Raw genomic sequence first — 15,310 nt, forward strand, 5'->3', positions numbered from 1 at the left:
TATAATATCAAGGATTAATGTCCTTTTTCCTTCATGATTTTATTTAATCTTTTTAGCATTGAAAGGCCTAAAAGTGTAGCAAATATTAACAAAGCAAAATTCACAAGGAAATAATTCGTTTTGTTTTCATAGTTATACCATGTACTCGCCAGAATGCCGGAAAGTTTATTTCCTACTGAGTTAGCCAGGAAGAACCCACCCATCATTAAAGCTGTAATCCTTGCAGGGGAAAGCTTGGAAACGAATGAAAGTCCCATTGGTGAAAGACATAACTCTCCAATAGTGATGACTCCGTAACTGGCTACCAGCCATAAAGGAGAAACTTTTACAGCTCCGTTGTCACCAGCCATTACTGCCAGAACCATGACAAGGCATGATAACCCTGAAATAAATAATCCCAGAACGATCTTGGTAGGTGTTAAAGGTTCTTTACCTTTTCTTCTTAACAGCGCCCAGAACCCTACCACAACCGGAGTTAATGCAATCACCCAGAATGGATTGATGGATTGGAACAGCTCTGTATTGTATAAGTAAACTTTACTTTCAGGATTTTTTTCTAAAGCAGCACGTTGTTCCGGGGTGATATTTTTAAAGTAAACATCTTTTCCTGTTTCTTTTTTAGTATTTCCGTTGTCATCTTTCTGAGAACGGAATTGGTTATCATACACAGGAACTTCTTTGTTTTCGTAGCTTTTCCCATCAACCATGTAGATTCCTTCCAAAGGCTTTTCCAAAGAAACAGGAACGCTTCTGTCTGTATAATAATTAGCCCATCTCGTTAAAGCAGTACCATTCTGCTTGAAAACTGCCCAGAAGAACATACTGATAAGAAATACAGAAAGTAATGCTCCAATGGATGCTTTTTCATCAGGTTTAGCTTTAAAGTAAAGAGAAGCATAGAAGTAAATAACAGGAACACAAGCAAAAATAAATGCATCTGTACTGTCACTTCCAAAAATATTGTTAGGAATAAACCAACCGATAGCTCCGGCAGCAATAGCAGGAACAAATACTTTAAGCATGATTTCAGAAAGTTTTGTATCACCTTCCTGTACAGGTTTCATCTGTGCTGCATGGATATAGTGCTTTCTTCCGATCGTGAAAATTACCATCCCGATAAGCATCCCGACTCCGGCAGTAATGAAAGCTTCACCCCAACCAAACTTATTACGCATAAATGCTGCAATAATGTTACAGATAAATGCCCCGATATTGATTCCCATATAGAAAATATTATACCCCGAATCCTTGTTTGCTTTATATGGTTCTTCAGAATAAAGATTTCCTAAAAGGGTAGAAATAGTAGGTTTAAAGAAACCGTTACCAATGATAATTAATGCCAGAGAGGAGTAGAATAAAGGCAAATCTTTGAAAACACCCATTCCTATATATCCGGCAGCCATTAAGAAACCACCAAGGTAAATAGATTTTATATATCCTAAAACTCTATCCGCTAAGAATCCTCCAATAAATGGAGTAAGATAAGTTAATGCAATATAAGTTCCGAAAATATCATCAGCAGTTTTATCTGGCAGTCCCAGACCTCCTTTCATACCGGTAGGTTCGATGACATACAGAACAAAGATTCCAAGAATCAGGTAGTACCCGAAACGCTCCCACATTTCTGTAAAGAAAAGATAAGGCAGCCCTTTAGGATGTTTAGTCTTCATATATTCAAATTTCAATTTCCCCAAAAATAAGTTTTTAATTTCAATTGATAAAATAAATAATAGTGGACGAAATGATTAATGAAATAAATAGAAAATCTTCCGACTCGATCAGAAGATTTTTAGTATGTTTATAAAGTAAAAAGATTTTCAATCTTACTTTTAACCAAATTTTGTGGTTTTATTGAATGAAATTAAGATTTTAAAATCTTAATTTCTTCTTTTAATTCATGGATTTCCTTCTTTAAAAGACTTATATAATCTTGAAGGTTTTCCACAATAGAGTTAGAGATACTGAAATATTGATTATAATTTCCGGAATTATCATGGAAAGTAGAATTGTCATTATTGATAGAAAATTTACTTTCATACTCTTTAATGTCTTCAACAGGAACATCAAGAGCTTCTGCTAGTTTTTGCCATTCATCATCATGAATTCTTACTTCTCCACGCTCTTTGCGGGAATAATTCGAAGGGTCTGTAGATATTGCTTTAGCCATCTTTTCTTGTGACATGCCTTTTTGTTTACGTAGGTTTCTGAGTTTTCCTGTACCATCATTTCTAATGTTTTGTACAAATATGCAAAACATGTACCTATTTTGCAAGAAAATTACCATAAATATTTCACTTTTGTTTGAATTTTATTTTTAGCTTTGAAAATGTCAATAATGACAAATAATCAAAAAAAACATTGTTATGAAAAATTTAAAAAGACTTTCTAGAGAAAATTTAAAAGATTTAAAAGGCGGAGGAGAATCTCCAAATGTATTAACTGCTGATGAAGGTTGTAGTTATAAATGTTGCTCTGACAGAAACCCACAGATATGTAGTGCTACTGTGACAGTTTCCGTTGAACAATCTGGTACCGTTTCTTGTGCAGCAGGATCACATTTAGTTAATGCATAATATTATTAACTTTTAATTTAGTACAGCTGATATTGCATTGGCTGTACTTTTATATTTAATACTATGGAAAAAATATTGTTTTTTCTTTGTTTCTTTTGCCAGCTATTGTCAGCTCAGAATAGCAGATTTATTTATGAATATAAATATGTACCTGATTCAACTAATAAATCGAATATAATTAAGGATTTAATGTTTTTGGATGTGATTAATAATGAATCATTATTTTATAGCCGAAATAAGTATATCGAGGATTCAATATCTATTGCAGAATCAAAAAAAGGGAAATTTTATATTCCGAATGCCGATATTTTATATAGAATAGAAAAAAAAGCAGGTAAAGTTTTTTTTAAAACTAATGATTATGGTATTGGAAAAATAAAGGTAGAAGAAAGCCGGAAAATAAATTGGCAAATTTTTCCTGATAAAGAAAAGGTTGGAGAATTAACAGCTCAAAGAGCAAAATGTAATTTTGGTGGTCGAAATTGGACAGCATGGTTTGCTACCGATCTTCCAATTCAAGACGGGCCATATAAATTTAATGGTCTTCCGGGGCTAATTGTCAAGATTGAAGATTCGACTAACAGTCATATTTTTGAACTCGTTGGTATTAAAAAAGTTATTGGTAGTAGTCAATATCCAGAATTAGATTCAAGATCTAATGAACTATATCTGACACAGGATAAATTTATAGAATTGTTCAAAAAATATAGAAAAGATCCAGGCTCTGAAACAAGACAACTTTATTTAGCTGGTAAAATTCCGGATCAAAAAGATAGTTCTGGTAATTTTCATAAAGGAGCAGAAATTGTAAGGGAAGTGGATAAGTTAGCAAAGGAAAGGATTAAAAAAGATAATAATATTATTGAGATTGATTTGTTGAAAGATAATTAAAGCAATAGTTCTATATTATTAGAAAATTAATTAATATCCTTAGTGTATGTGTATGTATAATGAAAAGAACCCTTTCAAATCCTGAAAGGGTTCTTAATTTATTTTTAAATATATAATTTTTATAAATTCTCTAAAATAAAATCCGTCATTTTCTGATACAATTGTGGCCTTGTCTGTCCACCATAGATTCCGTGGTTTTTATCCGGGTAAGCCATGAAATCAAATTGTTTTTTATTTTGAATCAAAGCTTCAGATAATTCCATAGAATTTTGGAAATGTACATTGTCATCGGCAGTTCCGTGGATTAAAAGGAATTTTCCTTTCAATAGGTTCGCATACTCAGTAGGAGAATTCTTATCATATCCATCAGGATTTTCCTGAGGCGTTCTCATGAATCTTTCTGTATATACTGAATCATAATACCTCCAGTTGGTTACCGGTGCTACAGCAATTCCCATTTTGAATACATCCGCACCTTTTGTCATGGCTAAGCTGGTCATATAACCTCCAAAGCTCCATCCGAACATACCGATTCTACTTTTGTCAACATAAGATTGGTTTCCGAACCATTTTGCGGCAGTAATCTGGTCTTCAATCTCATATTTTCCAAGGTTCATATAAGTCACCTTTTTATATTTTGCTCCTTTATAACCTGTTCCACGTCCATCTACACAAGCCACAATGTATCCTTTCTGTACAAGGTGATTGAACCACATGGCATTTCCATTGTCCCATGAGTTGGCAACCTGCTGGGATCCCGGGCCGGAATATTGGAACATGAATAACGGATATTTTTTATTAGGATCGAAATTTTTAGGCTTCATTACCCAGGCATTCATCTGATCACCTACAGCATTAGGAATGGTGATGAATTCCTTCTCAACAAAATTATCGGATTTCAGTTTCTGAAGCTGATCATTATTATTCTGAAGCTCCTTTACTGTTTTTCCATTACCATCTTTTAAGACGTAAGTATACGGTTTTGCAGCAGTAGAAGAAGTTTCAATGAAATAATTGTAGTTTTTACTGAAATTCGCAGAGTTGTTTCCTTCTGCATTAGAAATCAGCTGAGACTTTCCGTTTTCAATATTCACTTTAGAAACCACTTTATTGATACTCCCTTTTTCTGTAGTCTGAACGTAGATCTCTTTAGATTTTGGATTAAAACCATAGTAGTCGGTTACTTCCCAATTTCCTTTTGTAACCTGTTTTTTTAGTTTCCCATCTTTATCATACCAATATAAATGGCGGTTTCCGTCTCTTTCAGAAGCCCAAAGGAAAGAATCATCATCAAGGAATTCAATGGTAGGACTGTCTGTTTCAATCCACTTATCATCTGTTTCCGTGAACAATTTTTGTACAGCTCCTGTTTTAGTATTCACTTTTAAAACATCTGAAGCATTTTGAATTCTTTCAGATGTTATTAAAACCATTTCATCTGCTTTTGCAGTCTGTAAAACATTAGGAATATAATAGTTTTTGAAAGAACCTAAGTTCAGCTGTATTGCTTTTCCTGTATCAAGACGGTACAGCTGTGCTGAAACTACAGAATTTTTTTCTCCAGCTTTAGGATATTTGTAACGCATTTCTGTGGGATAAAGATTTTTTCCGTAGATAGGAATGTAAATCTCAGGAACCTGGCTCTCGTCAGATTTTACAAATACAATGGCATCAGAGTTTTTTGTCCATTCATATAGCTTTGCATGTCCGAATTCCTCTTCATATACCCAGTCTGCCAACCCATTAAGAATAGAGTTTTTCTTACCGTCAGTAGTAATTTGAGTGATTTTTCCTGATACTAGATCCTGATAGAATAAATTGTTATCAGAAATGAAAGCTACTTTTGTGGCATCAGGTGAAAAGCCAGGTTCCTGAACAGGCTTTCCCTCATTTAAACTGATTACTTTCCCTGATTTTAAATCTTTTACTTCAAATTTTCCCAGGAATGAATGTCTGTAGATAGGCTGGCTTTCTTTCTGCAAAAGAATTTTAGACTCATCATCAGAGAATACATAGCTTTCAAAGCTTCCATCCACGATATTTCCTTCTTTTTGAGATGTTTTATAAGAATATTTTGCAATTCCTGACGGCTCAATAACAAGGTAATTCTCACCGTTTTTCATGGAAGTAATCCCGGCAATACCTTTACCACGGTAGTATCCTGAATAAATTTTATCTAAAGTTATTTCCTGGGCTGACACATTATGAAATGCCGCTGCTATAGTCAAAGTTAAGAGTAGTTTTTTCATTTCTAATTTTAATGATTCCAAATTTAATAAATCTTACTTATATAACCATATAAAACAAATCTAAGACATTGTTGTGATTTTTTTTAAAAAAGGCAATTTGGCAAAAAAATTGAAGTATATAATTACCAATCAATCAAAAAGGATAATTATGGAAACGAATGCATACAACCAGAAACTGAACCGATATGTATTGAACGACCGAATTGTTTATACAGGTTTTTCCAGTTTTAATGATGCACAGGAATGTGCCAGCAAAAAAGGTGGAATATTAGTGGAAGTAGGGTTTAAAGACGGAAACGATAACCCAGAAATTACAGATGAAGCCGGTTTGATAGAGAAGAAAATTCATTACTATGTGTATGCAGGCGATGAGTATAAATTTATCCATTCATCTGATCCCGGATTTAGAAAATATGCAGATGAACTGCAGAAGATTAAGGCAAAAAATGATAAAACCAGTCCGGATGAAAGATATTTTGCCAACTTTGAAATTGAAAATATAGAAGACCCGATTATTGTGATCAAAAATGATCAGTTTCAATCGGTGACATCAAGAGAGCGTTCAAAGTATTTGAAACATGCCAGAGTTTATGAACTGGGGGTATCCCTGCCAAAATCTTAAAAATTCTTATCATGAGCAAAACCAAATATTCAGACAAAGCTCAGGACAAAATAGGAAAAGTAATGCATGAATTCAAGGAAGGAAAATTGAAATCTTCTTCCGGAAAAAAAGTAACGAGTAGAAAACAGGCTGTAGCTATCGGTATTTCTGAAGCAAATGAAAAAGGGTTGAAGGTGCCGGCCAAAAAGAGAAGTAAGTAATTTTAAATATAAAAGACCTGGAATTTTTCCAGGTCTTTTATTTATATGATGAAGGAGTAATATCAGATTAATTATTGGTCTGATTATAAAGCACTCTATAATATTCATCCGCCATTCTGTCGCTATTGAAGTGATCTTTTACATCGTTCATAGCATTATACTGAATCTTTCTCCACTGATCCGGGTTATCATAATAAGTGGGAAGGATTTCATTTTCAAGGATTTCGTATAATGTATTTAAATCATAATTATCCTGTTCGTAGATGCTCATATTCAGGTAATCGGCTTTTGGAACTACAAAAGAATTTTCTCTGTGTTTTGCAAATTCCGGGATCCAGCCGTCATCTGTTGATAAGTTGACAGAACCGTTCATAGCGGCTGCCATTCCTGAAGTTCCTGAGGCTTCTCTCGGAACTCTTGGATTGTTTAACCATAGGTCAGAACCTTGCTTTAAGGATTTGCTTAAAGAAAGTTCATATCCTGTAAGAACAGCCATATTTTTATGATTCTTACTCTCTTCAACCAAAGTGTTGAACGTAGAAATGGCCGAATAATCCATTGGATAAGGTTTTCCTGCCCAGATGATCTGTACCGGATATTTCGGATTGTTCAGAAGCCTATAGAATCTGTCTTTATCATGTAAAAGTAATTCGGCTCGTTTATAGCCTGCAAATCGCCTGGCCCATACAATAGTGAAAACATTAGGATTGAAAAGGTTTCCGGTCTGATCTGCTACAATACTGAACAGCTCTTTCTTTAAAGACTTTTTACGGAAATCGAAAACGATATCATCATTTTCATCTTTTGCATTGTAAAGTGCCTTGTCTGCCCAGTATTTGAATTCCTGAGCATTGGTAATAGACGTGATTTCACAGATTCCAGGATATTTGTTCCACATAGTACGGGAAACCACTCCATGAAGCTGAGACACTCCATTGGCGATCCTTGCCATTTTCAAGGCACAGAGTGAATGATTGAAACGTTCGTCATCTGTTCCTTCAATAGCCTTTACCTCTTCCATGCTATAGCCAGAGAAATAAGACATATCATGACATAATTTGAAATTATGTTTCTCGTTTCCGGCTTCTTCCGGAGTATGGGTTGTGAAAACCAGCTTTTCTTTAACCTTGTTAAGATCTCCGTTGTATTTTCTTAACAGATAAAATGCTGCCGGAAGTCCATGTGCTTCATTTAAATGATAAACCTCCCTTTCTATGTTCATTTCATCCAATAATTTGGCACCTCCTTTTCCAAGCAAGATATATTGAGCAAGTTTAGTAGATTCATTCGCATCATACAGCTTGTGGCAGATGGTTTTTGAAACGTGATCGTTTTCAGGAACATCTGTAGAGAGAAAAAACATAGGTGCTGTATTGAAGATTTCAGGATCAAGATACCATACTTTTACCCAAACAGGAGCGCTGTGAATTTCGATCTGAAATTTTATTCCGGTATCCTCAAGAAAGCTGTACATTTTCTTTGTCCATACCGGCTGTAAGGTCTGATCGTGGTTTCTGGCCTGGTCATAATATCCAAACTTCCAAAGAATACCGATTCCGATAAGGTCCTGTTTCAGATTATAGGCACTTCGCATGTGGGATCCGGCCAAAAAGCCAAGTCCTCCGGAGTATATTTTTAACACCTGCTCAAGGGCAAATTCCATTGAGAAATAGGCTGTTTTTTTTGAATATTGGGGATTGATACTGTAGGGTGTTTTAAAATTCCTAAAATCCATAGAATGCTGGTTTGTGTTTGAAAAGACAAAGGTATTAATAATGAAAATAAACTTTACATTAATTAATCAATAAATTAATTTTAAAAGTAAGCGTTGAATAGTTTTTTTACCTATCTTTAAGAGTGTAAAATTTTGATTATCAAAAACTTTTAATGGTGAAAGCCAATGGCCACATGTGTTTAATTAAATAAAAAAATCACACATGAAAAAGACGTTTTCTGATGAAGATCTGATTAAGAATCTGAGTTTATATTACCTGAACCGGCATTTGAAAAAAAAGCCCATAGAGAAGTATCACCGTACCATAGATGAGTCCCCACTTCATGACCGTGAAAAATACAGAAAGAAGTCGGAGATCCTTCTTCTCAACTCTTTTATGCATCATTTTCCCGATGTGAAATTTGAAAACCTTACCTGCGAAAGTCCGGACTTTATCGCAAAACTGAACGACAAAAAAATCGGAATAGAATTGACCGAAGTGATCAATCATCTGGAAATGAAGAAGGTGGAAAGTACTTTGAATAAAATGTTCCGTCAGGCAGAAATACTATTAGAACAGGAAGACACTACGAAATATCGTGGTGTTTATTTTTTAGAGTTTCACCCGAATCTAAAGCTGGATAATCTGGAAGAGCAGGAGGAAGATATTATCAATATTTATAAAAGTATAAAAAAAAATAAAGGAATAGGCTGTGTGAAAAGTGTAAGAAAGTCTTTTCACAGAAGAAATGTTTTCATTACTCATGAATACAGTATGAATCTTTTTGATGAACTCTGCTCAGAAAAAATTCTTGAACTCATTGAAAAGAAAAATGAAAAATTTCCTTATTATGACAGTTCTGTGGATGAATGCTGGCTGGTGATTGTTTCGGATATGAATTCCATTGCTTCAAGATATACATTCATTCAGGATAAAGAACATCTGAAAGAAGTGAAAAGCCCTTTCCATAAAATTTTTCACCTGGAAAATCTCTGTGGTAATATTACAAGTATAAAATAGTTGTTTTGGTGTTGAATTTTTAATTAATAATGGGATTTATTCTGAACTTCGCAAAAAATATTTGATTTTTTATATTTGTAATTAAATAATAGGTATATTTGATATAAATCGGATATTAGTCTGACTCAAAATGACTTAACCATCAAAACAAATATATCTATGAGAAAAATTTTACTATTTACTTTTCTATACATTTCCCATTTTCTATACTCTCAACAAGATTGTGCTACGGCACTGGCTGTTTGTGGAAACTCGAATATTACATACAGTCCTTCAGGGTATGGTACTATCAAAGAAATGGTAAATTCCGGAACTTGTATAGATATATCAGGAGAACATAATTCGATCTGGTATAAAATTACTATTGCTACAGGAGGCACTCTTACATTTGATCTCGTTCCCAATAATCAGGATGCAGATTATGACTGGGCTATCTTCGGTCCGAATGTGAATTGCGGAAGCCTCGGATCTGCCATACGTTGCAATGCTGCAACAGTGGTGGGAGTGGGAGCTGCAACAGGATTAAATATGACGAGCACTATCACGAATGGAATTGGGGGGTCATCAACGCCTTATTGTAAATATTTGGATGTGCTCCCCGGAGAAACCTATTACTTATTTATTGATAACTGGGTAAGCGGTACGAGTAGTACAACAGCTCCTTTCTCATTAACATGGGGTGGAACGGCAACCTTAGCATCTCCTTTTACAGATCCTAATATTCAGCCTAATCCCTTTGTTCCACCGGGAATCCCCGGTGCTAATCCTGCAGATCCGAGAGAGGTTATTATTTGTGGATCTACTGTTGTATTTAACTTCAGTACTTTATCAACGGGCATTATTAATGGGAATCCAGATTTTAATGTAAGTTATCATACCAGTGCAAATGATGCATTAACAGGAAATAACCCTATTACAACTCCCCAAACTGTCAATACAAATACTGTTTTTTATTATAGTATAAGTTATACAGACCCAACGAATCCGATCAGCCCGCTCAATAAATGTAAACAGACCGGAAAGTTTAAATTCAAAGACGGTTCAATTAAAGCAAAAGATGCCACATTAACGGAATGTAACAATAATAATGCAGGAACGGCTCTTTTTAACCTGACTAACGCCGATGTTATAGCAATTACAGGTGTTACAAAAAGGTACTATAACAGTATGTTTGATCTTAATTCAGGAATTAATGAGATTACAAATCCTACAGCATTTGTATCTGCAGAAGGAATTGTTTATGTAAAAGTTACGTCAGAATTTGGCTGCAGTTCAGTCGCAAAAATTACTTTGAAATTCCATCCTGTAGTTGTTGTTTTTGAAGCAACTTTGACTTCATGTTTCATAGAATCCAATCCGAGTACCGGATCTTTTAACCTTAACAATGCTCCGGTAACAACTCCTGATAATACAGATAAAAAATATTATCCATCCGAAGCCGATGCAATCAATCAGACCAATGAGATTACAGCAGCAATGACATATATTGCTCCTAATGGAGTAGTGTATGTAAGGGTTACCAATGCCCGGGGATGTTATGCTATTGCTAAAGTGAATTTAAAAGTGACTCCGCCGAAATACTCTGATGTGCTTCAGGATAAAATCATATGTGTAGAAAGTAAAACCACCCTGGATGCCGGACCTGGATTCAAAAGCTACCTGTGGAGTACCGGAGCAACAACTAAAACTGTTACTGTAGGAGTTGGGGTATATTGGGTAAAACTTCAAACGGGGGACTGTTTCACTACACAGACAGTAAAAGTAATTCCATCTGAAGTGCCTGTTATTTCTAATATTGAGATTTCCAATAGTACAGTGGCTGTATCTGTAATAGGAGGTATGCCACCTTATCAATATTCGCTGGATAATATTATATGGCAGGATTCTAATGTTTTTACCAGTCTTCCAAGAGGAGAGTATAAGATACTTGTAAAAGACGCCTATAATTGTGAGCCTGTAAAGGTAGAAGTTGTTATTCCAAATCTGATTAATGTAATCACTCCAAATGCTGACGGCGTAAATGATGTGATTGATTATTCAGCGCTGGCAGGCAAACAAAATCTGATAATTAATGTTTTTGACCGATATGGAACCAAGATTCATCAGGCTGATAAGTTGAATGGATATAAGTGGGACGGGGCTGTAGGAGGAAGAAAAGTTCCTACAGGTACTTACTGGTATTCCGTATTGTGGAATGAGAATGATAAAAAGAATACTCCTGTTAAATTTACAGGATGGGTATTGGTTAAAAACCGGGAATAACTATTATGTTATAAATAAAATCCATAGATAAAACCATTTCGGAAGAGGTGGTTTTTCTTTTTGAATTTTTTACATTAGTTATCAAAATAGAAAGAATGAAAGATCTGTTTGTAAAACGCTTTGAATATTATAAATCCCTTGGTGATAAGTCATTTGTACAATTATCAGATGAACAGATTTTCTGGCAGTATAATGAAGAAAGTAATTCTATAGCAGTTATTGTACATCATATTGCAGGAAATATGCTGTCGAGATGGACTAATTTTCTTAGTGAAGACGGAGAGAAATCATGGCGTAATCGTGATGAAGAATTTGTGAATACCTTTAAAACTAAAGATGAAGTTCTTGAATTCTGGGAAAAAGGATGGAAATGTTTTTTTGAAGCCTTAGATCAGATCAACGAAGAAAACCTTTATGCTACAATCTCTATAAGAGGAGAGGCTCATTCTGTTATTGATGCGGTTTTCAGACAGCTTGCCCATTATCCGTATCACATCGGACAGATTGTTTATATTGCTAAAATGATTAAAAATGATGACTGGAGTACACTTTCTATTGCCAGAAATAAATCTCAGGAATTTAATACTGAAATGAAAAGCAAATTTCCTGGAGAAGAACAAAAGAGCAATTCATCACCAGTCTGCTTTCAAAACAGCCCGGAAGTAAGGGATGAATATAAACAATAGACTGAATCAATATTGGATTATTATTAAAATTACTATCTTTGCACCCATAAAATTCAGGAGTAACACATGTCTACTTTTCAAAGAACTGCCGCGTATCACACACTTGGCTGCAAATTAAATTTTGCAGAAACATCTACTATTGCCCGTCAATTAACAGATGCAGGTTACGATAAGGTGAGCTTTGATGAAAAGGCTAACATTTATGTCATCAATACATGCTCAGTTACTGAAAATGCAGACCGTGAGTGTAAGCTTCACGTAAAAAGAGCAATGAAAGCGAATCCTGATGGATTGGTGGTTATTGTTGGGTGTTATGCACAGCTGAAGCCCGAAGAAATTTCCCAGATTGAAGGAGTAGATCTTGTATTGGGAGCTAAGGAGAAGTTTAATATCTTAAGCTACCTGGATGATCTGGAAAAATCAGATAATGAGGGAATTGTTCATTCATGTGAGATTGAAGAAACCGACTTCTTTATCGGAAGTTATTCTATAGGAGACAGAACAAGAGCTTTTCTGAAAGTTCAGGATGGATGTGATTACAAATGTACGTACTGTACCATTCCGTTGGCAAGAGGGATTTCCCGTTCAGACACCATCGAGAATGTTCTTAGAAATGCGACAGAAATTGCAGCAAGAGACATCAAAGAAATCGTTCTTACCGGAGTCAATATCGGTGATTATGGTAAAGGTGAGTTTGGAAATAAAAGACATGAGCACACTTTTCTGGATCTTATTTCAGAATTGGATAGAGTAGAAGGAATCGAAAGAATCCGTATTTCTTCCATTGAACCTAATCTTTTAAAGGATGAAAGTATTGAACTGGTTTCTAAAAGCAGAAGCTTTGTTCCGCATTTTCATATTCCGTTACAATCAGGATGCGATGATTTATTGAAAAAAATGAAACGTCGTTATCTGACTAAACTTTACAATGACAGGGTGAACAAAATCCGTGAGGTAATGCCTGACGCTGCTATTGGCGTGGACGTTATTGTTGGATTCCCTGGAGAAACAGAAGAGAAGTTTATGGAGACTTATAATTTCCTTAATGAACTTCCTATTACCTACCTTCATGTATTTACTTATTCTGAAAGAGAAAATACAGAGGCAGCCGAAATGGAAGGAGTAATTCCGGTAGCGGAAAGAAAAAAACGTAATAAAATGCTGAGAATTCTTTCTGAAAAGAAGAAAATGGCATTTTATCAGACTCAACTTGGAAAAACGCTTCCTGTACTTTGGGAGCACGAAAATAAAGACGGGAAAATGTTTGGCTTCACAGAAAACTATGTGAGAGTCCAGAAAGACTTTGATCCTGCATTCGTAAATCAAATTGAATTTCTAAATTTAGAAAAAATCCTGTCAGATGGCACGGTTTCTGTGCAATCTTCCTACCAAAATTTTTTAGCAAAAGCATAGGCTCTTTGCAAAATTTCCACTAAATTTATTTTTAAACTTTAAATACTACATTCATGAGAGATAAGTTTTTATCTTGGGGAATTGTATTAGTAGTTGCTACCTGGATTGTAGCGCTGCTGATAAAAGCGCATTATTGGATACCGACGCTGCTATCCGCTATTTATGCATTGGGTGTTTACAATGCTTACCAATCGAAACATGCCATTTTGAGGAACTTCCCGGTACTGGGGTACTTCAGGTATTTTTTCGAAAGTATATCACCCGAAATGCAGCAGTATTTCATTGAAAGGGAGACAGACGGGAAGCCGTTCCCAAGAAATCAACGCTCTGCAGTATACAGACGTGCTAAAAATCTTAGTGATACTGTGGCTTTTGGAACACAGTTGGAAGTGAATCACAGAAAATATGAAGGAATCAAGCATTCTATTTATGCTAAATCTCCATCAGAAGAGCTTCCAAGAGTTTGGGTAGGAGGGGAGCAATGTACACAGCCTTATCATGCTTCTTTATTCAATATCTCAGCAATGAGTTTTGGAGCATTAAGTGACAGAGCACAGATTTCATTGAACAGAGGTGCTAAAAAAGGAAATTTCTTCCATAATACAGGAGAAGGAGGGATCTCTCCCCACCATTTGGAAGGAGGAGACCTATGCTGGCAGATTGGTACAGGATATTTTGGATGCCGTGACGAAGAAGGAAAATTTAACCCTGAATTATTTAAAAAATATTCAACGCTTCCTAATGTGAAAATGATTGAGATTAAATTATCACAGGGAGCTAAACCAGGACACGGAGGAGTACTTCCGGGGGTGAAAAATACACCTGAGATTGCAGCCATTCGTCATGTAAAGCCAGGAATTACCATTATTTCTCCGCCATCGCATACTGCATTTTCAAATGCTGCCGGATTGCTGAAATTTGTACAGGAATTAAGAGAACTCTCAGGAGGAAAGCCTGTCGGGTTTAAGCTTTGTATTGGTGATACCAAAGAATTTGAAGATGTCTGTGTACAAATGAATGTACTGAAGATTTACCCTGACTTTATAACCATTGATGGAGCAGAAGGAGGAACCGGAGCGGCACCACCGGAATTTTCAGATGGAGTAGGGATGCCTTTGGAGCCAGCTTTGATCTTTGTCAACAGAACGCTTAATAACTATAACCTAAGAAACAAATTAAGAGTTATTGCCAGCGGTAAAGTACTTACAAGTTTGGATATATTAAGAGCTGTAGCAATGGGTGCGGATATGTGTAATAATGCAAGAGGATTTATGTTCTCATTGGGATGTATTCAGGCTTTAAGATGTAATTCCAACAACTGTCCTACTGGAGTGGCTACGCAAGATAAAATGCTTATTAAAGGGCTTGATGTAACAGATAAGGCAGAAAGAGTATATCATTTCCATAAAAATACCCTTCATACCTGCAATGAATTGATTGCAGCAGCAGGAAGAAGTTCATATGAAGAAGTAGATGCTACTATGTTTATGAGGGGAGATGAATTCGACCACCTTGCAGACCTTTATTTCCCTGATATTTTAGGAAATGTAAAACAGAAAGCAAGATCTTAAAAAATATTGAGTAGCTCTAAAAGTTGCTTTATGAAAAAACAGATTAGAAATATACTAATCTGTTTTTTTTTATGCCTGAGATCAGATAAGTTTGAAGTCTGATCCTAT

General features: G+C 35.3%; 13 protein-coding genes. 9 read left to right on the forward strand and 4 right to left on the reverse strand.

From position 1 onward, the window contains the following. Positions 1-14: 14 nt before the first annotated feature. Positions 15-1,670: a peptide MFS transporter gene (locus tag M2372_RS24815; protein WP_115972003.1), complete on the reverse strand. Its 1,656-nt coding sequence runs from the start codon at positions 1,668-1,670 to the stop codon at positions 15-17. Positions 1,671-1,861: 191 nt separating this feature from the next. Beyond that, on the reverse strand, positions 1,862-2,257 hold the full coding sequence (locus tag M2372_RS24820; RefSeq protein ID WP_123321730.1) for a helix-turn-helix domain-containing protein: 396 nt from the start codon (positions 2,255-2,257) through the stop codon (positions 1,862-1,864). Between the two features lie 106 nt (positions 2,258-2,363). Between M2372_RS24820 and M2372_RS24825 the strand changes: the two genes are divergently transcribed. Further along, positions 2,364-2,573: a bacteriocin-like protein gene (locus M2372_RS24825; RefSeq protein WP_123321729.1), complete on the forward strand. Its 210-nt coding sequence runs from the start codon at positions 2,364-2,366 to the stop codon at positions 2,571-2,573. A gap of 63 nt (positions 2,574-2,636) precedes the next feature. Then, complete coding sequence (locus M2372_RS24830; protein WP_123321728.1) at positions 2,637-3,464, forward strand: GLPGLI family protein; 828 nt, start codon at positions 2,637-2,639, stop codon at positions 3,462-3,464. A 119-nt stretch (positions 3,465-3,583) separates the two neighbouring features. Here M2372_RS24830 and M2372_RS24835 read toward each other — a convergent pair whose 3' ends face one another. Beyond that, positions 3,584-5,713 carry a S9 family peptidase gene (locus M2372_RS24835; protein ID WP_123321727.1) on the reverse strand — a complete coding sequence of 710 codons (2,130 nt, stop codon included), beginning with the start codon at positions 5,711-5,713 and terminating at the stop codon, positions 3,584-3,586. Between the two features lie 148 nt (positions 5,714-5,861). Between M2372_RS24835 and M2372_RS24840 the strand changes: the two genes are divergently transcribed. Further along, positions 5,862-6,335 (forward strand): hypothetical protein, encoded by a 474-nt coding sequence (locus M2372_RS24840; protein WP_115971910.1) that lies wholly within the window; start codon positions 5,862-5,864, stop codon positions 6,333-6,335. An 11-nt stretch (positions 6,336-6,346) separates the two neighbouring features. Continuing rightward, entirely contained in the window at positions 6,347-6,535 is a 189-nt protein-coding gene (locus tag M2372_RS24845; RefSeq protein ID WP_123321726.1) for a DUF6496 domain-containing protein, read from the forward strand. A 67-nt stretch (positions 6,536-6,602) separates the two neighbouring features. Here the strand turns inward: M2372_RS24845 and glgP are convergent, their stop codons facing one another. Continuing rightward, positions 6,603-8,270 (reverse strand): alpha-glucan family phosphorylase, encoded by a 1,668-nt coding sequence (gene glgP, locus M2372_RS24850; RefSeq protein ID WP_123321725.1) that lies wholly within the window; start codon positions 8,268-8,270, stop codon positions 6,603-6,605. A 202-nt stretch (positions 8,271-8,472) separates the two neighbouring features. Between glgP and M2372_RS24855 the strand changes: the two genes are divergently transcribed. The 5 genes from M2372_RS24855 (at position 8,473) to M2372_RS24875 (ending at position 15,202) form a co-directional block, all read left to right on the forward strand. Beyond that, positions 8,473-9,270 (forward strand): hypothetical protein, encoded by a 798-nt coding sequence (locus M2372_RS24855; RefSeq protein WP_123321724.1) that lies wholly within the window; start codon positions 8,473-8,475, stop codon positions 9,268-9,270. A gap of 159 nt (positions 9,271-9,429) precedes the next feature. Next, the gene (locus M2372_RS24860) at positions 9,430-11,532 is read left to right on the forward strand and encodes a T9SS type B sorting domain-containing protein (RefSeq protein ID WP_123321723.1); all 2,103 of its coding nucleotides are present in this window, start codon (positions 9,430-9,432) and stop codon (positions 11,530-11,532) included. A 95-nt stretch (positions 11,533-11,627) separates the two neighbouring features. Next, positions 11,628-12,218, forward strand: coding sequence for a DUF1572 family protein (locus M2372_RS24865; RefSeq protein WP_123321722.1), 591 nt, complete (start codon positions 11,628-11,630; stop codon positions 12,216-12,218). Positions 12,219-12,284: 66 nt separating this feature from the next. Then, the gene (mtaB, locus tag M2372_RS24870; protein WP_123321721.1) at positions 12,285-13,631 is read left to right on the forward strand and encodes a tRNA (N(6)-L-threonylcarbamoyladenosine(37)-C(2))-methylthiotransferase MtaB; all 1,347 of its coding nucleotides are present in this window, start codon (positions 12,285-12,287) and stop codon (positions 13,629-13,631) included. Positions 13,632-13,684: 53 nt separating this feature from the next. After that, positions 13,685-15,202 carry an FMN-binding glutamate synthase family protein gene (locus tag M2372_RS24875; RefSeq protein ID WP_123321720.1) on the forward strand — a complete coding sequence of 506 codons (1,518 nt, stop codon included), beginning with the start codon at positions 13,685-13,687 and terminating at the stop codon, positions 15,200-15,202. Positions 15,203-15,310: the final 108 nt, after the last annotated feature.

This window comes from Chryseobacterium sp. BIGb0232, from assembly GCF_024810195.1.
GTDB classification, from domain to species: domain Bacteria; phylum Bacteroidota; class Bacteroidia; order Flavobacteriales; family Weeksellaceae; genus Chryseobacterium; species Chryseobacterium pennae.

Bases quoted from the DNA above. Each gene is read 5' to 3' on its own strand.
- M2372_RS24815 (WP_115972003.1), bottom strand. From the start codon at position 1,670: ATGAAGACTAAACATCCTAAAGGGCTGCCTTATCTTTTCTTTACAGAA.
- M2372_RS24820 (WP_123321730.1), bottom strand. From the start codon at position 2,257: ATGTTTTGCATATTTGTACAAAACATTAGAAATGATGGTACAGGAAAA.
- M2372_RS24825 (WP_123321729.1), top strand. From the start codon at position 2,364: ATGAAAAATTTAAAAAGACTTTCTAGAGAAAATTTAAAAGATTTAAAA.
- M2372_RS24830 (WP_123321728.1), top strand. From the start codon at position 2,637: ATGGAAAAAATATTGTTTTTTCTTTGTTTCTTTTGCCAGCTATTGTCA.
- M2372_RS24835 (WP_123321727.1), bottom strand. From the start codon at position 5,713: ATGAAAAAACTACTCTTAACTTTGACTATAGCAGCGGCATTTCATAAT.
- M2372_RS24840 (WP_115971910.1), top strand. From the start codon at position 5,862: ATGGAAACGAATGCATACAACCAGAAACTGAACCGATATGTATTGAAC.
- M2372_RS24845 (WP_123321726.1), top strand. From the start codon at position 6,347: ATGAGCAAAACCAAATATTCAGACAAAGCTCAGGACAAAATAGGAAAA.
- glgP (WP_123321725.1), bottom strand. From the start codon at position 8,270: ATGGATTTTAGGAATTTTAAAACACCCTACAGTATCAATCCCCAATAT.
- M2372_RS24855 (WP_123321724.1), top strand. From the start codon at position 8,473: ATGAAAAAGACGTTTTCTGATGAAGATCTGATTAAGAATCTGAGTTTA.
- M2372_RS24860 (WP_123321723.1), top strand. From the start codon at position 9,430: ATGAGAAAAATTTTACTATTTACTTTTCTATACATTTCCCATTTTCTA.
- M2372_RS24865 (WP_123321722.1), top strand. From the start codon at position 11,628: ATGAAAGATCTGTTTGTAAAACGCTTTGAATATTATAAATCCCTTGGT.
- mtaB (WP_123321721.1), top strand. From the start codon at position 12,285: ATGTCTACTTTTCAAAGAACTGCCGCGTATCACACACTTGGCTGCAAA.
- M2372_RS24875 (WP_123321720.1), top strand. From the start codon at position 13,685: ATGAGAGATAAGTTTTTATCTTGGGGAATTGTATTAGTAGTTGCTACC.